Consider the following 17,641-nt stretch of genomic DNA (forward strand, 5'->3'; position numbering starts at 1 on the left):
ATCCGTGATCATAACCTTTCGGAATTATATAAACTTACGAGCCGGGGGCGGGATTCGAACCCGCGAAATAACGGGTTCCCAGCAGGAACCCCACTGCGGCCCCTAGCGCTATCGATGGGATAGTGCCGCCTTAGACCGCTCGGCCACCCCGGCATAAGATCATCATCATAAAAAATTATAAAGTAATTGCAGTTGTTCACTTGTGAGCTAGTTGATCTCTTTTGAAAAGATAGGAGATATATTAAGACAAATACAGGAACTAACGGACTTCGTGGTGATAGGGGACACAGTAGTGGAGCTGTCTCTAAATCGAAAGTCAACCGATAGTGACGTCGACTTGTTCCCGCTCGGTTTCAGCGTAATTGCTGAATACGATAGACTAACCCAGTTCGTGGAGAGACAGGGCTGGGACTTGGGATCCACTCCCATAGACACCCCAAGGTTGGTGATACCATTGAATGACGAACAGCTACAGGTGGACCTCTATGAGAACATCCAGGACTTCTTCGTGCCTACTAAGATACTAGAAGAGGCAGAAACAAGGAAGATAGGTAAATGGGAGTTTAAGGTTGTGAAGCTTGAGGACTACATATTGCTCAAGGCTAACGCCTTCAGAGAGGAGGACGAGGAGGAGCTGAAGAGAATAGTTCAGCTAGTAGGGGAAAGAAAATTGAAAATAGACCTCGATACCCTCAACAGAAATGCAGAACTCTTTGAAGAAAACTCCAAGAGCGTGAGGGAGAGGTTGGCTTCCATAGGTTTTAAGCTTTCTTAGTCGGTAGCTCCTTCTTCTTCGGTCTCAGGTTAGTGCTGTGACATCTCCTGCACTTTGTGGCCCTGATGGGGTTCAAAGCCCCACAGTTCCTACATACCTTCTTTATGAATACTCTCTGTTGAACTATTTGTAATTTTACAGGATCTGTTAGAGGCATCTATCTACCCAGTACTTATATATTGGACTAGATTCAAAAGTATTGCGGTAAAGGGAGTGTGGACTTGATATGAAAATTCCCCTTGATTATCTTTGTGTTCGGAGCGGTCTTCTTTGCGATCGTTGTCAGGGCCTAGTCGACTCTGGACAAGTGGAGCAATACGAAATTAAGGTCATGGAGGCTCTCTTGGATCTGGAGGAAGGTCAGTTCAAGGAACTGAAGGACGCAACTTATTACAAGGCCATTAGGTCTGGTAACTTGTTAATTTTACTAGTGGAAAGTCCTCCGTCCATCGATTCTTCCAAGTGGATTAAGATAGCTAAGGCCCTGCAGGATAAGCTCAGGGTTAAGGTGAGGATAGTAGAGAAGAGCAGTAGTATAAAGAACAGTGCAGTTCAGCTTCTGTCCCCAGCGAGAGTCCTTGGTGTGAACACGGTGTGGCTTCCAGATGGCTCCGTTCAATATGTGATAAGGGTAGCTAAGAACGAGAAAAGGCTCCTGCCAGCCGGAGCGGATGAGTTAGAGAACGCTCTATCAAAGATTCATGACACTAAAGTTAAGATAAGGGTTGAATGATGCTGAGGACACACTTCGTGGTACAACTCTCCCCAGAATTGGAAGGCAAGGAAGTGACTTTGGCAGGATGGGTTCACAACCTGAGGGATCTGGGGGGAAAGAAGTTCATTCTCTTGAGGGATAAGAGCGGAATAGGCCAAATCGTAGTGGACAAGAACTCGCCCTCCTTCGAAATAACAAAGAGCCTGAGCCTAGAGTCGGTAATCCAAGTAAAGGGCAGAGTGAGGGCAGACAAGAGGGCCCCTAGAGGGGTAGAGGTAGCCTCAGAGGAGATAAAGGTATTAAGTTATGCAAAGGCACCTCTGCCTCTGGACGTAGCTGACAAAGTGAAGGCAGACATTGAGGTCAGGCTGAAGGAGAGGCTCCTGGACTTGAGAAGACAGGAGATGCAAGCAGTGATCAAGATCCAGTCCTCCGCTGTAAAGGTGTTCAGGGAAACCCTCTATAAGAACGACTTTCTCGAGGTATTCACCCCTAAGATAATAGCTACAGGTACGGAAGGGGGCGCACAGCTCTTTCCAGTTCTTTATTTTGGAAAAGAGGCTTTCTTAGCCCAGAGCCCACAGCTTTACAAGGAACTCCTGGCAGGTGCAGTAGAGAGGGTATTTGAGGTAGCTCCAGCTTGGAGAGCGGAGGAGTCAGACACGCCATATCACTTGGCTGAGTTCGTGAGCATGGATGTCGAAATGGCGTTTGCTGACTATAATGACGTCATGAAAATAGTGGAGGAAATTGTTGTCAACGTACTGGACTACGTGGCAAAGAATCACCAAGTTGAATTAGAAATCCTGAACCACAGGCTACCCTCGGTCATTAGGCCCATTAAGAGAGTCACTTACTCTGAGGCAATAGAAATACTTAAATCTCAAGGGATACAAATCAAATTCGGTGACGATATAGGTACTCCTGAGTCCAGGGTACTTAACAAGGTCTTAGAGCAGGATCTGTATTTCATAACCGACTGGCCCGCCGCAGCTAGGCCCTTCTATACCAAGAGGAGAGAAGACAACCCAGAGCTTAGCGAGAGCTTCGACTTAGTGTACAGGTGGTTGGAGTTGGTGTCTGGAAGTAGTAGGAACAATACAAGGGATGTGCTAGAGCGGGAGCTATCCTCAAGAGGTCTTAATCCCAAGAGCTTTGAGTTCTTCCTCAAGTGGTTTGACTACGGTATGCCTCCTCACGCTGGGTTCGGAATGGGACTTCAGAGGTTCATGTTAATGCTAACAGGTCAACAAAGCGTCAAAGAAGTGTCCCTGTTCCCAAGAGATAAGAAGAGACTCGTGCCCTAAAGGAAATCGTTTTTAGCAAATTATTCATGTTGCTTTTAGTTCTGAACTAATCACTCACTTGGAGTTCGCCTCACGTATAATTTCTTGCGTCTCCCCCCAAGATCTCTGACAGCAGGATAGTGGCATACATCCCCCTATCTAGCGAAAAGACTAAGGTGTTTTCCCTCAAGCTCAGTCCTCTAACTCTCATATATGCCTCTCTAGTGAGGTCTTTGAGGTTTAGGCCAAGTTGAGGAACAGAGAGCGTCTCAACACCTTCCTCGTCGAAGAGTTCCCTACAATCCTTGTCGCACCTCTCCCTCCTTACGGTGACGGTCAATTTGTCTCCGTAGTTTACGGAACCTTCCAGTAACTTCTTGGACAGTAACCTATTGAAGAGGTAACTTTGGTAAGACTCAACGAAGAACTTCAGAGGTACAAGTGATGCCTTGAGAGCTCGTACACAACTACCGCTCTTCCGTAGCTCCAGTAGCACTCGCCTCTCCTGCATGGGAATGTGACACGGTCCGTTCCCCTCATCCATGAAGTGAGCTCTGAATCGTCTTATGTTCTCGTTTTCCCATATATAGGGAAAGCCCAGAATGAAGTATACCGCATTGCACCACTCTCCCTTGACAAGCATCTTCCCCACCACGTGAGTAGTTGGTCTCCTAGTTCCAAATCGTTGGTAACCTATGTACGCTGGTAGTACACCTTCCCTCACGATTGTCTCAACCCTCTTCCTGAGTTCTTCCTGGTTAGCTCCAATGAGATCTATCTCGAACATATTCCCTGTATGGTTAAGTTTACCCTGTGTATAGCCCAGGAACCTCAGGGAGAAGTTGTCCTCCTGGTACTCATCCAGGGATTTCTTTCTAGTGTAGATCAACTGTGAAGTGACCGCATTTGCGTCCTTTATGCCTAAATGAGAAGGCCTTTCCCCAAGTATTGAGGTCAGTTTGCGGATCATGGAAAAAAAGTCTAATCCAATCTTACGGAGCAAGTAAACAGCTAACTTTCCTGATGTATCTCCTCTCCACTCTGTGCAGGGTTTTCCGTCAACTTCCTCAATGACCCTGAAGCCGTGAGGCCTTGGGACGTTCACATCTAGCGGACTCCAATTATGAAATCTAACTTCTATACCTAACGCGACGTCCAAAAGGTTCTGGGCTCGGTACAACTTGTTCAGCCTACAGTAACTTCAGATCCCCAGTTATCCTATCTATGAGTTCGGAAGGAGCGGGACCTATGCCCCCACAAGTTATCGTCCCTGGTTCGATCTGTGTTTTTCCAGCGTCCTGTATCACGTGTGTAGGGAGTCCCTCAATCCTGGCCTTCTCTATCCTAGCCAGGAGGTCATCTAGGGAATTGGTCTTGACCACAACTTTAGGTTGACCAACTTCTAACCATCGTTCTAGCCATTCCCTCCAAGTCCTCCCGTCATTTAAGGAATCGAGGACCAGAGATACGGCAGCGTGAGCGACCTGTGCTGCTATCTTACCCTTCCCCATCTCTAGATCGTTCCTCACAATAATGACCATCTTCACAGTGGTCTCGGAGACATCTCACACGTCTTAAATTTATTTTAATTGGGGTTCAAGGAGGGCTTTAGATCTCCTCCGTGGGAAGTGAACGATACTCTCTTACAGAAGAGACCTTGCCATGTTAGGAGCATAGGCTGATGACTTAATCCCATGATGTAATCATACTGAGTCCACATGAAGGTGTAGAACATCTGAGATAACACCTGCCTCCTCCAGGGAAAATCACTCATTGAGGTAACTAATCAGATTTAATATTGCCCAATTCGCCGTTTACATCGGGTAGAATATTAATGTCCATGAGGCTGAGCTTAAGGGAGGAAGTAGAGCCCCCTCTATGCTCTAGTTGCGGGAAAATTATGCATCCCAGAGAGAAGGGGGCAATCTTCAACTGTCCCAACTGTGGTGAGGTTACCATATACAGAGACATGTACTGCAGATTGCAGGGCGTTGAGTACGTGTGCCCCAAGTGTGGTTTCGTAGGTCCTTAGGTGGGAAAATGGCAGACGTGATGGTTGTACTTAAAGTGTTTCCCGAGGGAGACGAGACAGATCTAGACGTCGTATCAAAGAAGCTCCTAGATAAGTTGCCCGAGGGGTATAAGTTAGTGAGAAAGGAAACGGAGCCCATAGCCTTCGGTCTTAATGCGTTGGTGCTTTACATCTCAATGCCTGAAAGGACTGAAGGTGGTACTGACACTTTAGAAGAGTTAGCATCCTCAATAGAGGGAGTGAGCCACGCCGAGGTTGTAGGCATAACGAGGCTCGGGTTTTAAATGAGTGTATAAGTTAATCTCTTTTATCTAGAGGTTCCTAAGTTACATGTGGAGAAGGTTTGAGTGCTGGTTCTAGCCCAGAGCAAAGGACTCCTAGGAAGGAGCTTGTATTGAAGGTGATGGAGGCGAGACAAAAGGACGTGGGCAGGGGAAAGGTAAGGATAGATGTGGAAATGTTAGCCCAGATCGATGTTAGCCCTGGTGATGTTGTAGAGATAGAAGGAACTAGGAAGACCGCTGCCATTGCATGGCCTCTGTCGCCAGACGATACCACTGGAGAGAGGGACATAATAAGAATGGATGGAATAACAAGGAAAAACGCCGGTGTTTCCATAGGGGACAAGGTGGCCGTCAGAAAGGCCGCGGTAAGACAAGCAGCCTCAATAAAGCTGGCCCCATCCAACTTTTCCATTACCGTTGATCCAGGCTTCGTAGCTTACGTTAAGAAGAAGCTTAAGGAGTTCCCTCTGGTAGAGGGAGATACTGTCCTCATACCTGTTCTAGGCCAGGCTATTCCTTTTACAGTAATACAAGTGAGACCAGCAGGAATAGTCATGGTTGTAGACGAGACCAGTATATCCATATCAGATAAGCCTATCGAACAGACCAGATACCCTAGGGTCACATATGAAGACATAGGTGGAATGAAAAACGTTATTCAGAAAATAAGGGAATTGGTCGAACTGCCTTTAAGACACCCAGAACTGTTCAAGAGATTGGGAATAGAGCCCCCGAAAGGAATCCTACTTTATGGTCCACCGGGCGTCGGTAAGACGCTCTTGGCTAAGGCTGTAGCTAACGAGACTGAATCTTACTTCACTTCCATAAATGGACCGGAGATAATGAGTAAGTTCTACGGCGAAAGCGAACAGCGGTTAAGGGAAATATTTGAAGATGCCAAGAAACACGCACCAGCGATAATCTTCATCGATGAGGTTGACGCAATTGCTCCAAAGAGAGATGAAGTTATAGGAGAAGTCGAGAGGAGGGTTGTGGCACAACTTCTCACTTTGATGGATGGACTTGAGAGCAGGGGAAACGTGATAGTCATCGCGGCCACTAACAGACCTAACGCTGTAGACCCTGCCCTAAGGAGGCCTGGAAGATTTGATCGTGAAATAGAAATACCCCTACCTGATAAACAAGGCAGATTGGAAATCTTACAAATTCACACCAGGAACATGCCCTTGGCTAAGGACGTGGAGCTGGAGAAGTTGGCCGAAATAAGCCACGGGTATACTGGGGCAGACCTCTCCGCCTTAGTTAGAGAAGCCGCAATGAATGCGTTGAGGAGATATCTCCCCATGATCGACATAAGCCAGGACAAGATACCACCAGAGATCCTAGAGCGTATGGAGGTCAAGATGGAGGACTTCATGAACGCATTCAAGGAGATTGTTCCCAGCGGTATGAGAGAAATATACATAGAGGTACCTGAGGTTAAATGGGATGACATAGGAGGACTCAACGAAATAAAAGAAGAGCTGAGGGAGGTGGCCGAATATCCTCTCAAGTTCCCAGACTATTACGAAATGGCAGGAGTAGAACCTCCTAGAGGAATTCTCTTGTTCGGCCCTCCTGGGACAGGAAAGACCATGCTGGCTAAGGCGGTGGCGACGGAGAGCGGGGCAAACTTCATAGCAGTTAGAGGACCTGAGGTTCTCTCCAAGTGGGTCGGGGAGAGTGAGAAGGCCATAAGGGAGATATTCAGGAAGGCCAGAATGTATGCCCCATCAGTGATATTCTTCGATGAGATAGATGCCATAGCCCCAATAAGAGGTCTCTCGCCAGACTCCGGTGTGACAGAGAGACTTGTAAACCAGCTACTAGCGGAAATGGACGGAATAGAGAACCTTGATAACGTGGTTATCGTGGCCGCCACTAACAGGCCTGACATATTGGATCCGGCACTACTGAGACCAGGTAGGTTTGAGAAGTTAATGTATGTTCCTCCTCCAGACAAGATTGCCAGGTATGAGATACTTAGGGTACACACCAAGAAGGTCGCCCTATCGGACGAGGTGAATCTAGAAGAGCTAGCTGAAAGAACTGAAGGGTATACAGGGGCCGACTTGGCAGCACTGGTCAGGGAAGCAGCCATGAGGGCCATCAGGGAGGGCATGAGAGATTGTGTGAATAAGGTCAGTGAAATGTGTCCCCCAGGGGATAAGGACTGTAGAGATTCTAAGATGAGGGACTGTATGAAAGGGGCGTCCATTAAGATAGAGAACAAGCACTTTGAGGAAGCTCTTAGGAAGGTAAAACCTTCAGTTACTCAGGACATGATACAATTCTATCAGAGTTGGGTTGACAAGGCAAGACAACAACTACCAAGACAGACCGTAAAACCCAGTACTTTCACGTGAGAGCTGATGTGGAGAGATGTACCGCTCTCTTTCTTAATACTTGAGAAACTACGTAAAGTTAACGGAAGCATCAGGGACGAGGATCTCTATAAGGAAATAGGAAAGAGCACCAAGTACGAAATACCGTATGGTGATTTCCTCAGGGCTTTGATGTCGCTGGAGATACGGGGATACATCAGCGTATCTTTAATAAGGGAAAACACAAGAATGATAACGTACCTGGGTGAAAAGGAATAGGAGTAGACCTCTCTGACTTAACGTCGGAGGTTAAGAGGGAGGTTAATCCCTCTGAACTAAGAGGAAAGAAGATAAGTATTGACGCATACAATGCCCTCTACCAGTTCCTTGCTGCCATAAGACAACCTGATGGAACTCCTCTCATGGACAGAAAGGGAAGAGTTACCAGTCACCTCAATGGAGTTTTCTATAGGACTGTGAACCTGATTGAGGAGGGTGTGATCCCTGTATATGTTTTTGACGGAAAACCCCCAGAGCTCAAAATGGAGGAATTAGAGAACAGGAGGAGATTAAAGGAGGAGGCTGAAAGGAAGTTAGTCAAGGCCAAGGAGCTGGGTAAGCTCGAGGAGATGAGAAAGTACTCCCAGATGTCGTCCAGATTAACAAAGGGGATGGCTGAGGAGAGCAAAGAGCTCCTGAGTAGGATGGGGGTTCCCATAGTTAACGCCCCATCGGAGGGCGAAGCTGAGGCAGCTTACCTTAATTACAAGAATATTACCTTCGCAGCAGCGAGCCAAGATTACGATTCGCTCCTCTTTGGAGCCAAGAGACTAATCAGGAACCTGACTATCACGGGGAAAAGGAAACTGCCTAATAAAGACGTTTATGTAGAGATCAAGCCTGAAATGATAGAATTAGACGAATTGCTCCGGAAACTAGGCCTGACAAGGGAACAGTTAATTGACGTGGCAATACTAATAGGGACTGACTACAACCCAGATGGAATAAAGGGAATAGGACCTAAGACTGCCTATAAACTAATAAGGACTTACAAGTCGATAGAGGCGATAGACAGGAGAGAGCTCAATCCAGAACTAATCTACTTCGACTACAAAAAAATAAGGGAAATCTTCCTTAAGCCTGAGGTCGTGGAGCCTAGCGAGAGTTTGGAGCTCAGAGATCCTGACAAAGAGAAGGTAACGGACATGTTGGTTGGGGAGTATGATTTCAATGAGGAGAGAGTTAAGAACGCCCTAGCGAGATTGGAGAAAGCTATCAGGGAGGTTAAGTCTCTCGGTAGGCAAACAGGGTTGGATCAGTGGTTTTGAACGATTCATAAGGAGTGTTTAAATTCACTGTCACGTGACTTTTACTGTGACGCTTTCCTCTAGGTACTTCCCCATCTTTCTTGATCTGAGCAACTTCAGGGTTCTAGTGATTGGAGGAGGTAAGGTAGGTACTAAGAGGGCTCTAAGATTCAAGGATTACGGGGCGAAGGTGACAGTAGTAACCCTACAGGTTTCCGAGGAACTTCAAAGGTCTGGGATAGAGCTAATCATAAATGACGCCAGGAGCCTCGTTGATGATATCTCTAAGTACGACATCATTGTAACTGCCACTAACGATAGGGAACTGAACTCGATGATTTGTAGGAGAGCTATTGAGATGCGGAAATTATGCAATAATCCGACCAACCCGAAGGACTCCAACTTCATTGTGCCCATCTTCTATGAAGATGGGGACATAGCCATCGCAGTGAGTACCATGGGGAAGTCTAGCATAGTGTCAAAACTGATCCTCGATCAGGCGTTGAATATGTTGAGGAGTAATGAAAGCATAATGTTGTCACTCAAGGCCATGGCAAAAGTGAAGGAGATACTCAAGGCTAGGGTTTCTGATCCTTCTTTGAGATATACCCTCTATCATAAGATCTTTGAGGATGAAGAGTTTGAACGGCATATTAATAACGGCGAGATTGATAGTGCAATAAGGAGGGCGGAGGAGATAATGAATGAGGTCAGTTAGCGACCTAATGGACAACTACGCAGCAGTGGTGTATACGTACAAGACTATTGGTACAGACAAGTTGGCATCCCACTACTTGGGCGAACATGAAATCCTGGAACTGGCTAAATATTTTTCAGGGGAGATGGCAGTTCTCCAGACATGCAATAGGATTGAAATCTACCTCTACTCCGACGATAGGCCAAAACTAGACACCTTTCTGGATTACCTCAATAGTGTGCACGGAAGGGACATTTCCACAGATGCCACGATCTTGAGGGGGGTAGATGTAGTTCGTCACATATTCGAAGTTGCAGCTGGGATAGACTCCCTCTCCGTTGGCGAGTACGAGATTTTGAGTCAGATAAAGGAGGCAATGATGAGTTCAATAAAGCTAGGGATAGGATCCAGGCACATGAGGATATTACTTGAGAGAGCACTCAAGGTCGGAAGGAGAGTTAGGATCGAGACATCCATCTCAAGGGGGAAAGTAGGTGTTTACTCCCTCGGTGTAGAGTTCGCTAAAGGGAAAGTTCCTGACCTCAAGGACAAGATGATAGCCATAGTTGGGGCAGGAGAGGTAGCTGAGAAACTCGCATTGATCCTCTACAACGAAGGTATACGTAATGTAACAATATTCAACAGAACCTTCGAGAGGGGAAGGAAATTGGCAATAAAATATGGATTCAGCTACTTTCCCTTGGACTTTAAGAGGTTGGAACACTACGACGTGATATTCTCCGCCATCTTTTACCCTGAGAAGATTAGAGCCCCGCAGAAAAGCCTCGTAATAGATCTAGGATCGCCTCAAGTATTTGAGGGAGATAACGTGTATTCGCTGAGAGACCTGGAGTCCATATCACTTCAGCAACTCGAGGAGAGGCAGAGGGAAATCACGAAGGCTAGGAGCATTGTGGAAGAGGGCATCACGGAATTCGAGAGAGACCTCTCTAACCTTATATACGACGAGCTAGTTTCCTCCTTCTCGTCCAGATTTGAGGAGATCAGAAAAGCAGAGGTAGAGAGAGCGTTAAAGGTCCTCAAGAAGGAGAATGATCCTAAAGTGAAGGAAGTCCTTGACGCCATGACTAGGTCTATGCTCAAGAAGATGCTCTCTCCGGTCTTTGAAAACCTGAAGGGGGCCCTCGAGAGGAACGAGACAAATTACATTAACTTCACTATCAGACTATTTAACCATGGAGGAATTCCCGAGAACGAGGCCGAGGAGGCTAAGGCGAAACAAGATCATAAGGGATACAGTGGCGGAGACTCAGCTGAGGGTCACTAATCTCGTCCTGCCTATATTCGTGAAGGAAGGTATCTCCGAACCAGAAGAGATATCCTCAATGCCTGAGGTCTTCCGATACCCTATAGGTGACAAACTAATCAAATTCGTCGAAAGTAACGTAGAATTGGGAATAAGGAACGTCATACTGTTTGGGATACCTAGTTTTAAGGACAATATAGCCAGTTCCGCCTATCAGTCTGACGGAGTCGCCCAGAGGGCAATAAGGTTACTGAAAGAAGTCTTCGGAGAAAAACTAGTAGTCATGGCTGATGAGTGCACTGATGAGTATGCCAGCCACGGGCATTGTGGTATCGTCAAGACGTCAGGAAGCAGTTATTACGTCGATAACGACGAGAGCCTAAAGGTTCACGCTAGGATAGCCCTCTCACAAGCAGAGGCCGGGGCAGACGTCGTTGCTCCCTCGAGCATGATGGATGGAGTTGTTGGAGCCATAAGGGAAGAGTTGGACAAGAATGGATATAAGGACACTCTGATCATGTCTTATAGTGTAAAGTACGCTTCGGTCTTTTATTCTCCATTTAGGGAAGCGGCGTCGTCAGCGCCTGCCTTCGGGGATAGGAGAGGCTATCAGATGGATCCCAGAAACTCGTCCGAGGCGATAAAGGAGGCGAGAATGGACATCCAGGAAGGAGCAGACATCCTCATGGTCAAGCCAGCCCACACTTACCTTGACGTCATAAGGCTAATCAAGACAACTTTCCCAGAATACCCATTAGCTGCCTATCACGTCAGCGGGGAGTACTCAATGATAAAGGCGGCAGTACAAAGAGGATGGCTGAACGAGAGGATGGCGGTAATGGAAATAACCTATGCTATTAGAAGAGCAGGAGCCAACTTAATTCTAACTTATTTTGCACCAAAAATAGCTGAATGGCTTAGGGAGGAGGATCCGTTTTGAGCCAGGATTTGTGGAGGGAGGCACAGAATTACTTCGCGGGAGGAGTGAACAGCCCAGTTAGGGCAGCGGTGAGACCATATCCGTTTTACGTCAAGGGAGGACGTGGTGCCTACCTAATAACCGAAGACTCTGAGGAACTCATAGATTACGTCCTAGGATATGGTCCCCTGATCCTAGGTCATGCCCACCAGAACGTGGTGAGACGGGTTAAAGAGCAGTTGGAAAGAGGGTGGTTATACGGTACACCCAGTAGGGCAGAAGTGGAGCTGGCCAGGAAGATAGTAAGGCATGTGCCCTCTGCACAGAAAGTGAGATTCGTTAATAGCGGGACTGAAGCTACGATGACCGCAATAAGGTTGGCCAGAGGCTTTACTGGGAGGAAAAGGATATTGAAATTTGATGGGAACTACCACGGAGCCCATGACTGGCTCTTGGTGGACGCAGGGAGTGCCGCCAGTGAGTTTGGGGTAGCCACTTCAAAGGGTATACCTGAGGAAGTGTCCAATTTAGTCTCGGTGTGTTCCTATAACGATCTCACATGTCCAGAGAAGGTCCTCTCTAAGGAAGACGTAGCTGCAGTAATCCTTGAACCTGTTATGGGGAACATGGGGGTGATACCTCCTGAGGATGGATTCCTTAGCGGACTGAGAGAACTGACCAGAACTTATGGGTCCGTTCTGATATTCGATGAAGTGATAACTGGATTCAGGTTAGGGTTGAGCGGAGCTCAAGGTCATTACCGAGTGGTTCCAGACCTCACGACTCTCGGGAAAATAATAGGTGGTGGTTTCCCCATAGGTGCTGTCTGCGGAAAGAGGGAGATCATGGACCAACTGACACCGTCTGGCAAGGTATTCAACGCAGGCACATTCAACGCAAACCCAATATCCATGGTAGGAGGATTGGCTACCATTGAAGAACTAGAGAAGGGTAAGGCATATACCACATCCGAGAGAGCTGCTAAGGAGTTATCGGAGGAGATCGACGAATCAATTAGGATACCCCACGTAGTAAACAGGGTATATAATTTCTTCCAATTTTTCTTAGGAGTTACATCAGTGAGCACTGCGAAGGAGGCCAGGGAATCAAGGAGAGAGCTATACGTCAAGATTCACGAGAGATTACTCAAGGAAAAGGTCTTCATACCTCCAAGTCAATTCGAGACTCTCTTTACGTCTGAGGCACATGACTCGGAAGTTGTCAGTCGGTCCATTGAAGCCTTCAAGAGAGTTCTGGTGGATATAAATTGAAGATCAGAGTTGCGGCGAGAGGAAGCAAACTGAGCCTCGCCCAAGTTAAGGTTGTAACTGATTACCTCAATTCACAAGGTATAGAGACTCAGTTAGTTGAGGTGAAGACCAGGGCTGACCTCTTCAGCACCGCCCCCTTACATAAGCTAGGGAAGGGGGTATTTGAAAAGGAGGTCAATGAAGTAGTGTTGAGGGGAGGGGCTGACTTGGCGGTGCATAGTATGAAGGACCTCTCCTCAGAGATGGCGAACGAGTTGGAGATCCTCGCGATGCCTAAGAGAGAGGTACCCTTAGACTCCCTCGTGGGCAAGTATGAACTTGAAAGGTTGGAACCAGGTTCTAAGGTCGGTACTGGTAGCATAAGGAGAAAGAACCTACTTAAGTTCCTGAGGCCAGACCTCAACGTCGTGGACATAAGAGGAAACGTAGACACTAGGCTGAGCAAACTGAACTCCGGACAATATGACGCACTGATCCTGGCTGAAGCTGGGCTCAGGAGGTTGGGCATAACCGCGAGTAGGTTCACCTTGAGCCCGTTGGACTTCACTCCAGAACCCAATCAAGGTATAATCGCAATAGTTGGTCACAAGGATAATACTCGATTAAGAGAAATATTGAAGGAGTTAAACCATAAGGAGACGATGGAAGAAGCTAGGGCTGAAAGAGCTGTAGTAAAACTTGTGGGGGGTGGGTGTCATTCACCTCTAGGAGTCCTTTTCAAGAAGGAAGGATCGAAGTTGGAAGGGATAGCCACGTACTCAGATGGCTCTAAGAAAGTCACTGTGACACACTCGGACTCTGGGGTTCCGGAGGTTGTGGGCGAGGCACTTGCCAGAAAGTTATTGAAGGAGATGAAAAATGAAGGTATTATACCTTAGACCTGAGGGTAGTAACGTACCTAAACTGGAAGGAGTTGAGGTAATCAACATAAGCCTCTTCTCCCCTCGGTGTCTACAATACGACGACTCCTGGAGAGATGCTGAAGGAATAGCGTTCACTAGCATTAACGCTGTACGTTGCTTCAGACACTTCCCTGAGCTTAGGGACAAGAAAGTCTTCGCCGTAGGTCCCACCACCGCTAGGGAGCTGGAGAAGCAAGGAATCCGCGCGATCTATCCCAAGAAGTACACTACCGTCAATCTGGCATACCTGATGGCAGAGACCGGTCTTCACAAGCTGGCCTCATTCAGAAGTACTGAAGCAAGTGAGAAAATGAGGGAAATACTACAAAATTTCAATTATATTGAAATCTATAATTATACGCTAGAGCTCAACGAATCGTCCCTGATTGAGGCTCGGTCGATCCTTAAAGAGTGTAAGGTCGACGCAGTGGTTCTCACGAGCTCGTCCATAGCCAGAGCCATAGCTAATTTCTTAAGGGATTGTCACACAATAATTACCATAGGCCCGATGACTTCGGCTTCTCTATCCTCACTAAGGCCAGACCTTGAATTCGTCGAGAGCGAAGAGTCAGACATCGAGGGAACGGTTAAGGTTATCGTGAAGTTAAGGAGAGGCGAGTAAGATGGATGACATAAGGGAAACACTCATCAAGGTTTTGAAGAAGCTGGATCCCACGATCCGAGAAGATAGCGTAACCATAAAGTACGTCCAGAACTTCAAAGACAGATACGATGTATTTGGACAATTCGCAAACGGGATAGGTTTGTACGAATTTGCCGTTAGTTTTGATGAGAAGGGTAACATAAAGAGGGACCACGTTAATATGATAGCTCCGCATAAAATAAGGGAAGAATTAGAGAAGAAACTATACGATAAAGGTGATTAATTGAAATTATTGTTAATAGTTATTGACGGGTTAGCTTACCATCTGACTGAAAGATTCCTCTACACCCTCCCTACGTTACAAAAAATAGCTGAAAAAGGCGCTTATGGATCGCTGGAGAGCTCATACCCGTCAATAACCCCCATAGCGCTGGCCTCTCTCTTCACCGGAGTTAGTCCGAAGGTTCACGGAGTCGTTGCTCCCAAAGTGTTCGTTAAAGGAAGAAAAATACAGTCCAGCCTCTCGGCGTTCTCAAGTTCCTCATTGTTAGCTGACCCCCTTTGGGCAATCTTGGGAAAGAGGGGGTTTAAGACTTTGGTGACCTCAGCCCCTCAATCCCTCCCAGATATCTGGAAACTAGATAATACTATTCTCTTCGATCCCTACAAAGCGAAGCCCAAGAAGTGCTCTGAGGGAACTGTAATAAAGGAAGGAGAAAATGAGGGGTGGGGGAAAAAGTGGATTGTGAAGAAAGGGGAGAGCGGTTACGAGATAGATCTGGAAGGCCAGAGTCTATGGCTAGATGTGGGAAGGTGGTCAGGACCAGTGATTTCGGAGCTCGAATGTGGAGAGGATAAATCAGAGGCAGTATTTTTCCTCCACGCCAGGGAAGACGGAGTGTACATAAGTCCTCCCAGCTTCTTAAACTATAAGTGGGGGAATCGGGAGGGTTTAATAAAGGATGTATGGGAGAACGTAGTCAAGAAGACTGGAATGATGCTAGATGGCGATTACAAGTCCTTAAATAAGGGCATTATCTCCTTTGACGAGTACGTGAAGACGGCCGAACTCTCATTTAACTTCTTCTCAGAGTACTCCCTTTATCTCCTCAAAAAAGGGGACTGGGATGTAGGAATAACCTATCTTCCCTTGGTGGATAACTTTCAACACCTACTCTACGGAATAGATGACGAAAAGTCCTATGACTACATCCATTACGCTTACAGATTGGCCGACAAATTCGTCAGCCTCCATGAGGGGTTAGCCGAAACTCTGATAGTCTGTTCTGATCATGGAATAACTAAGATCAAGAAGAGAGTTTACATCAACAAAATCCTTGAGAGGATTAACGTGCTAAAGATGGACGATAAAAATAGGGTAGATTGGAGGAGAACCAAGGCATATTATGGAGGTGGAGGTATCATCAGGGTGAACTTGAGGGATAGGGAGGAGGCGGGGATAGTTAGCAAGAGGGAATACCCTAAATTAGTGAGATACATAGTAAAACATTTGGAAGGATTAACGGACGAGAGGGGAGAGGTGGTGTTCACGGGGATTCATATGAGGGATGAGCCAGCTGGTGACAGACAGGGGGACATTGAGCTCAGTGTGAGAGAGTACTACTCCATGAGCAGTAGTACGGATCATATCGCTGAAATAGAGGACGTTAAACCTTACGTGACTGCCACTGCAGATCACGGCTACTATAGAAAGGAGGATATGTACGGCGTAATATTAATGGATGGTCCCACCATAGCTAAGGGAAAGAAGGTAAAGGCGAGGATCATAGACGTTGCCCCAACAGTACTTAAGATTCTAGGAATATCTGGGTGGAAAATGGAGGGAAGGATCTTAACAGAGGTCCTCAACCTTGGAGGTAAGGAGTAAAAGGCACGGGAGGGTGAGGGTTCCCTTTGACTGTGAGAAGGGAATGCCTCACACGGAAGCCATCGTAAAAGGCATAAGGGTCGATATGTGTGGTGAGGATTGGCCCAGACCAAAGGATACAGGGCTTAAGATAAGCGGTCTCCTTCTTCATAAGTTAAAATTAGTCAGATACACACCTTGGCTTCTGCAGGAAATTTCCACGAGGTTGAACATCCCCTCCTCATACACTGCGGAGGACTACACTCTAGACAAGATGAATGTAGACACCCTCATTGTGGGTGGGGGAACCTCAGGCATCTTTGCGTTAAGGAGAACAAAGGGTTTGCTCATAGCCAATGACCTTGAGACGGATGTCCTATTGGACCCGATGACTGAGACTTCAGATCTGGCCAACACCGTAAAACAAACTCTCAAGTCTGAAAGCTCAAGGATTCTGAAAGGTGACTTCCTTGGAAAGTTCTCTGAGGGCTACTTACTAAGGGTAGAAAGGAGACTGATACTAGTAAATCCGTCTAAGATCATTTTCGCTACCGGTGGCAGATATCTCCCACCCATATTCGAAGGTAACGATCTCCCTCACGTCATTTCAAGAAGACTCTATCTGAGGAGGAGGAAAAGATACAACAAGGTTCTCGTCCTAGGTTCATCCGACGACGCTGTGAGGACCGCTATTGTGGCTAAAGGCAAAGTCCTGACACCTGAGGGAGTTAAGCTATTCTCAAGACGTGGACTAGAGCTGATAGAGGAACATGGAGTGGAGGTAGAGGAAGTTAAGTGGCTTAGGGTGAAGGCTAAGAGTGAGTCTCTTGAGGCTACATGGGATAAAGGACAAGGGAAGTTCGATGCCATAGTCTTCAGTCCTGTGAAGCAACCGAGGGTTGAACCAATTGCCAATTCAGGTTGTGCCTACAAGTTCTATCCGAATATGGGGATCTATCTGCCAGAACACGACATGGACGGGTACATGAAGGAGTGCAACCACTATGTTACGGGAGGCGGTAGAGGAATATGGTGGGAGGAACTCTCGGCCTTGAGCGGAACGACTCCGTTCGATCCTGAAGCCGTACAGCAATTAAAGGAAGGCCTTAAGGAGACGACGCTCAGGCAGTACTATACGAATGACTTCATTACGGTGAAGAGTCCATATCTATACGGAGAGGGGGGTTACATGTGCCTCTGTGAAGACGTGACTTATGAGGACATAATGGAAGTGGTGAGGAAAGGTTATGTAGACGTTGAGGCCATAAAGAGAACAACTGGATTGGCTACAGGAATGTGTCAAGGAAAAGCCTGCTCTTACATAGCAGGAAGTGTGACTCGAAGCAATAGCCTAATCACCTTCAGGTCTCCTCTACTCACAATGTAAGTGA

Annotated in this window: 20 protein-coding genes and 1 tRNA gene; 17 read left to right on the forward strand and 4 right to left on the reverse strand. The window is 46.9% G+C overall.

Features of this window, described 5'->3' with window-relative positions; all coding sequences use genetic code 11:
- Nucleotides 1-39: 39 nt before the first annotated feature.
- Nucleotides 40-153, reverse strand: a tRNA-Cys gene (locus METMK1DRAFT_RS09040).
- 58 nt (nucleotides 154-211) lie between these two features.
- On the opposite strand from METMK1DRAFT_RS09040, the gene METMK1DRAFT_RS09045 reads away from it, so the two are divergent.
- A complete protein-coding gene (locus tag METMK1DRAFT_RS09045; RefSeq protein WP_009073211.1) occupies nucleotides 212-775 on the forward strand; it encodes a nucleotidyltransferase in 564 nt (187 codons plus the stop codon).
- Here the strand turns inward: METMK1DRAFT_RS09045 and METMK1DRAFT_RS09050 are convergent.
- Nucleotides 762-932 carry a 50S ribosomal protein L40e gene (locus tag METMK1DRAFT_RS09050; protein ID WP_009073214.1) on the reverse strand — a complete coding sequence of 57 codons (171 nt, stop codon included), beginning with the start codon at nucleotides 930-932 and terminating at the stop codon, nucleotides 762-764. The two genes, METMK1DRAFT_RS09045 and METMK1DRAFT_RS09050, sit on opposite strands and share 14 nt — an antisense overlap.
- A 69-nt stretch (nucleotides 933-1,001) precedes the next feature.
- Between METMK1DRAFT_RS09050 and METMK1DRAFT_RS09055 the strand changes: the two genes are divergently transcribed.
- Nucleotides 1,002-1,508 carry a transcription elongation factor NusA gene (locus METMK1DRAFT_RS09055; RefSeq protein WP_009073216.1) on the forward strand — a complete coding sequence of 169 codons (507 nt, stop codon included), beginning with the start codon at nucleotides 1,002-1,004 and terminating at the stop codon, nucleotides 1,506-1,508.
- Nucleotides 1,508-2,797 (forward strand): aspartate--tRNA(Asn) ligase, encoded by a 1,290-nt coding sequence (aspS, locus tag METMK1DRAFT_RS09060; protein WP_048087911.1) that lies wholly within the window; start codon nucleotides 1,508-1,510, stop codon nucleotides 2,795-2,797. Before METMK1DRAFT_RS09055 ends, aspS begins: the two co-directional genes overlap by 1 nt.
- Before the next feature lie 70 nt (nucleotides 2,798-2,867).
- On the opposite strand, the gene truD is transcribed toward aspS, so the two are convergent.
- Nucleotides 2,868-3,956, reverse strand: coding sequence for a tRNA pseudouridine(13) synthase TruD (gene truD, locus METMK1DRAFT_RS09065; RefSeq protein WP_009073221.1), 1,089 nt, complete (start codon nucleotides 3,954-3,956; stop codon nucleotides 2,868-2,870).
- A 10-nt stretch (nucleotides 3,957-3,966) separates the two neighbouring features.
- Nucleotides 3,967-4,317: a peptidyl-tRNA hydrolase Pth2 gene (gene pth2, locus METMK1DRAFT_RS09070; RefSeq protein ID WP_009073224.1), complete on the reverse strand. Its 351-nt coding sequence runs from the start codon at nucleotides 4,315-4,317 to the stop codon at nucleotides 3,967-3,969.
- Nucleotides 4,318-4,610: 293 nt separating this feature from the next.
- On the opposite strand from pth2, the gene METMK1DRAFT_RS16570 reads away from it, so the two are divergent.
- Genes METMK1DRAFT_RS16570 through METMK1DRAFT_RS09140 form a run of 14 tightly spaced genes read left to right on the forward strand, consistent with a single transcriptional unit; the run spans nucleotide 4,611 to nucleotide 17,637 of the window.
- Nucleotides 4,611-4,808, forward strand: a complete 198-nt coding sequence (locus METMK1DRAFT_RS16570) for a zinc finger domain-containing protein (protein ID WP_009073229.1) — start codon at nucleotides 4,611-4,613, stop codon at nucleotides 4,806-4,808.
- A gap of 8 nt (nucleotides 4,809-4,816) precedes the next feature.
- Nucleotides 4,817-5,092 carry an elongation factor 1-beta gene (locus METMK1DRAFT_RS09080; RefSeq protein WP_009073232.1) on the forward strand — a complete coding sequence of 92 codons (276 nt, stop codon included), beginning with the start codon at nucleotides 4,817-4,819 and terminating at the stop codon, nucleotides 5,090-5,092.
- A 59-nt stretch (nucleotides 5,093-5,151) separates the two neighbouring features.
- A complete protein-coding gene (locus METMK1DRAFT_RS09085) occupies nucleotides 5,152-7,458 on the forward strand; it encodes a CDC48 family AAA ATPase (protein WP_009073234.1) in 2,307 nt (768 codons plus the stop codon).
- A 6-nt stretch (nucleotides 7,459-7,464) separates the two neighbouring features.
- The gene (locus METMK1DRAFT_RS09090; protein WP_009073237.1) at nucleotides 7,465-7,695 is read left to right on the forward strand and encodes a hypothetical protein; all 231 of its coding nucleotides are present in this window, start codon (nucleotides 7,465-7,467) and stop codon (nucleotides 7,693-7,695) included.
- On the forward strand, nucleotides 7,692-8,744 hold the full coding sequence (fen, locus tag METMK1DRAFT_RS09095; protein WP_082230035.1) for a flap endonuclease-1: 1,053 nt from the start codon (nucleotides 7,692-7,694) through the stop codon (nucleotides 8,742-8,744). Before METMK1DRAFT_RS09090 ends, fen begins: the two co-directional genes overlap by 4 nt.
- Before the next feature lie 46 nt (nucleotides 8,745-8,790).
- Nucleotides 8,791-9,441: a precorrin-2 dehydrogenase/sirohydrochlorin ferrochelatase family protein gene (locus tag METMK1DRAFT_RS09100; RefSeq protein WP_009073241.1), complete on the forward strand. Its 651-nt coding sequence runs from the start codon at nucleotides 8,791-8,793 to the stop codon at nucleotides 9,439-9,441.
- Nucleotides 9,428-10,708: a glutamyl-tRNA reductase gene (locus METMK1DRAFT_RS09105; protein WP_009073243.1), complete on the forward strand. Its 1,281-nt coding sequence runs from the start codon at nucleotides 9,428-9,430 to the stop codon at nucleotides 10,706-10,708. Before METMK1DRAFT_RS09100 ends, METMK1DRAFT_RS09105 begins: the two co-directional genes overlap by 14 nt.
- Nucleotides 10,617-11,627: a porphobilinogen synthase gene (gene hemB / locus METMK1DRAFT_RS09110; RefSeq protein ID WP_048087777.1), complete on the forward strand. Its 1,011-nt coding sequence runs from the start codon at nucleotides 10,617-10,619 to the stop codon at nucleotides 11,625-11,627. Before METMK1DRAFT_RS09105 ends, hemB begins: the two co-directional genes overlap by 92 nt.
- Nucleotides 11,624-12,877, forward strand: a complete 1,254-nt coding sequence (gene hemL, locus METMK1DRAFT_RS09115; RefSeq protein ID WP_009073246.1) for a glutamate-1-semialdehyde 2,1-aminomutase — start codon at nucleotides 11,624-11,626, stop codon at nucleotides 12,875-12,877. The genes hemB and hemL overlap by 4 nt, the downstream gene beginning before the upstream one ends.
- Nucleotides 12,874-13,755 carry a hydroxymethylbilane synthase gene (gene hemC / locus METMK1DRAFT_RS09120; protein ID WP_009073248.1) on the forward strand — a complete coding sequence of 294 codons (882 nt, stop codon included), beginning with the start codon at nucleotides 12,874-12,876 and terminating at the stop codon, nucleotides 13,753-13,755. The genes hemL and hemC overlap by 4 nt, the downstream gene beginning before the upstream one ends.
- Nucleotides 13,736-14,401 (forward strand): uroporphyrinogen-III synthase, encoded by a 666-nt coding sequence (locus tag METMK1DRAFT_RS09125; RefSeq protein ID WP_009073250.1) that lies wholly within the window; start codon nucleotides 13,736-13,738, stop codon nucleotides 14,399-14,401. The genes hemC and METMK1DRAFT_RS09125 overlap by 20 nt, the downstream gene beginning before the upstream one ends.
- Before the next feature lies 1 nt (nucleotide 14,402).
- Complete coding sequence (locus tag METMK1DRAFT_RS17730) at nucleotides 14,403-14,666, forward strand: hypothetical protein (protein ID WP_009073252.1); 264 nt, start codon at nucleotides 14,403-14,405, stop codon at nucleotides 14,664-14,666.
- Nucleotides 14,667-16,271 carry an alkaline phosphatase family protein gene (locus METMK1DRAFT_RS09135; RefSeq protein ID WP_009073254.1) on the forward strand — a complete coding sequence of 535 codons (1,605 nt, stop codon included), beginning with the start codon at nucleotides 14,667-14,669 and terminating at the stop codon, nucleotides 16,269-16,271.
- Nucleotides 16,255-17,637 carry a (2Fe-2S)-binding protein gene (locus tag METMK1DRAFT_RS09140; protein ID WP_009073256.1) on the forward strand — a complete coding sequence of 461 codons (1,383 nt, stop codon included), beginning with the start codon at nucleotides 16,255-16,257 and terminating at the stop codon, nucleotides 17,635-17,637. The genes METMK1DRAFT_RS09135 and METMK1DRAFT_RS09140 overlap by 17 nt, the downstream gene beginning before the upstream one ends.
- Nucleotides 17,638-17,641: the final 4 nt, after the last annotated feature.

The organism is Metallosphaera yellowstonensis MK1, assembly GCF_000243315.1.
GTDB lineage: Archaea > Thermoproteota > Thermoprotei_A > Sulfolobales > Sulfolobaceae > Metallosphaera > Metallosphaera yellowstonensis.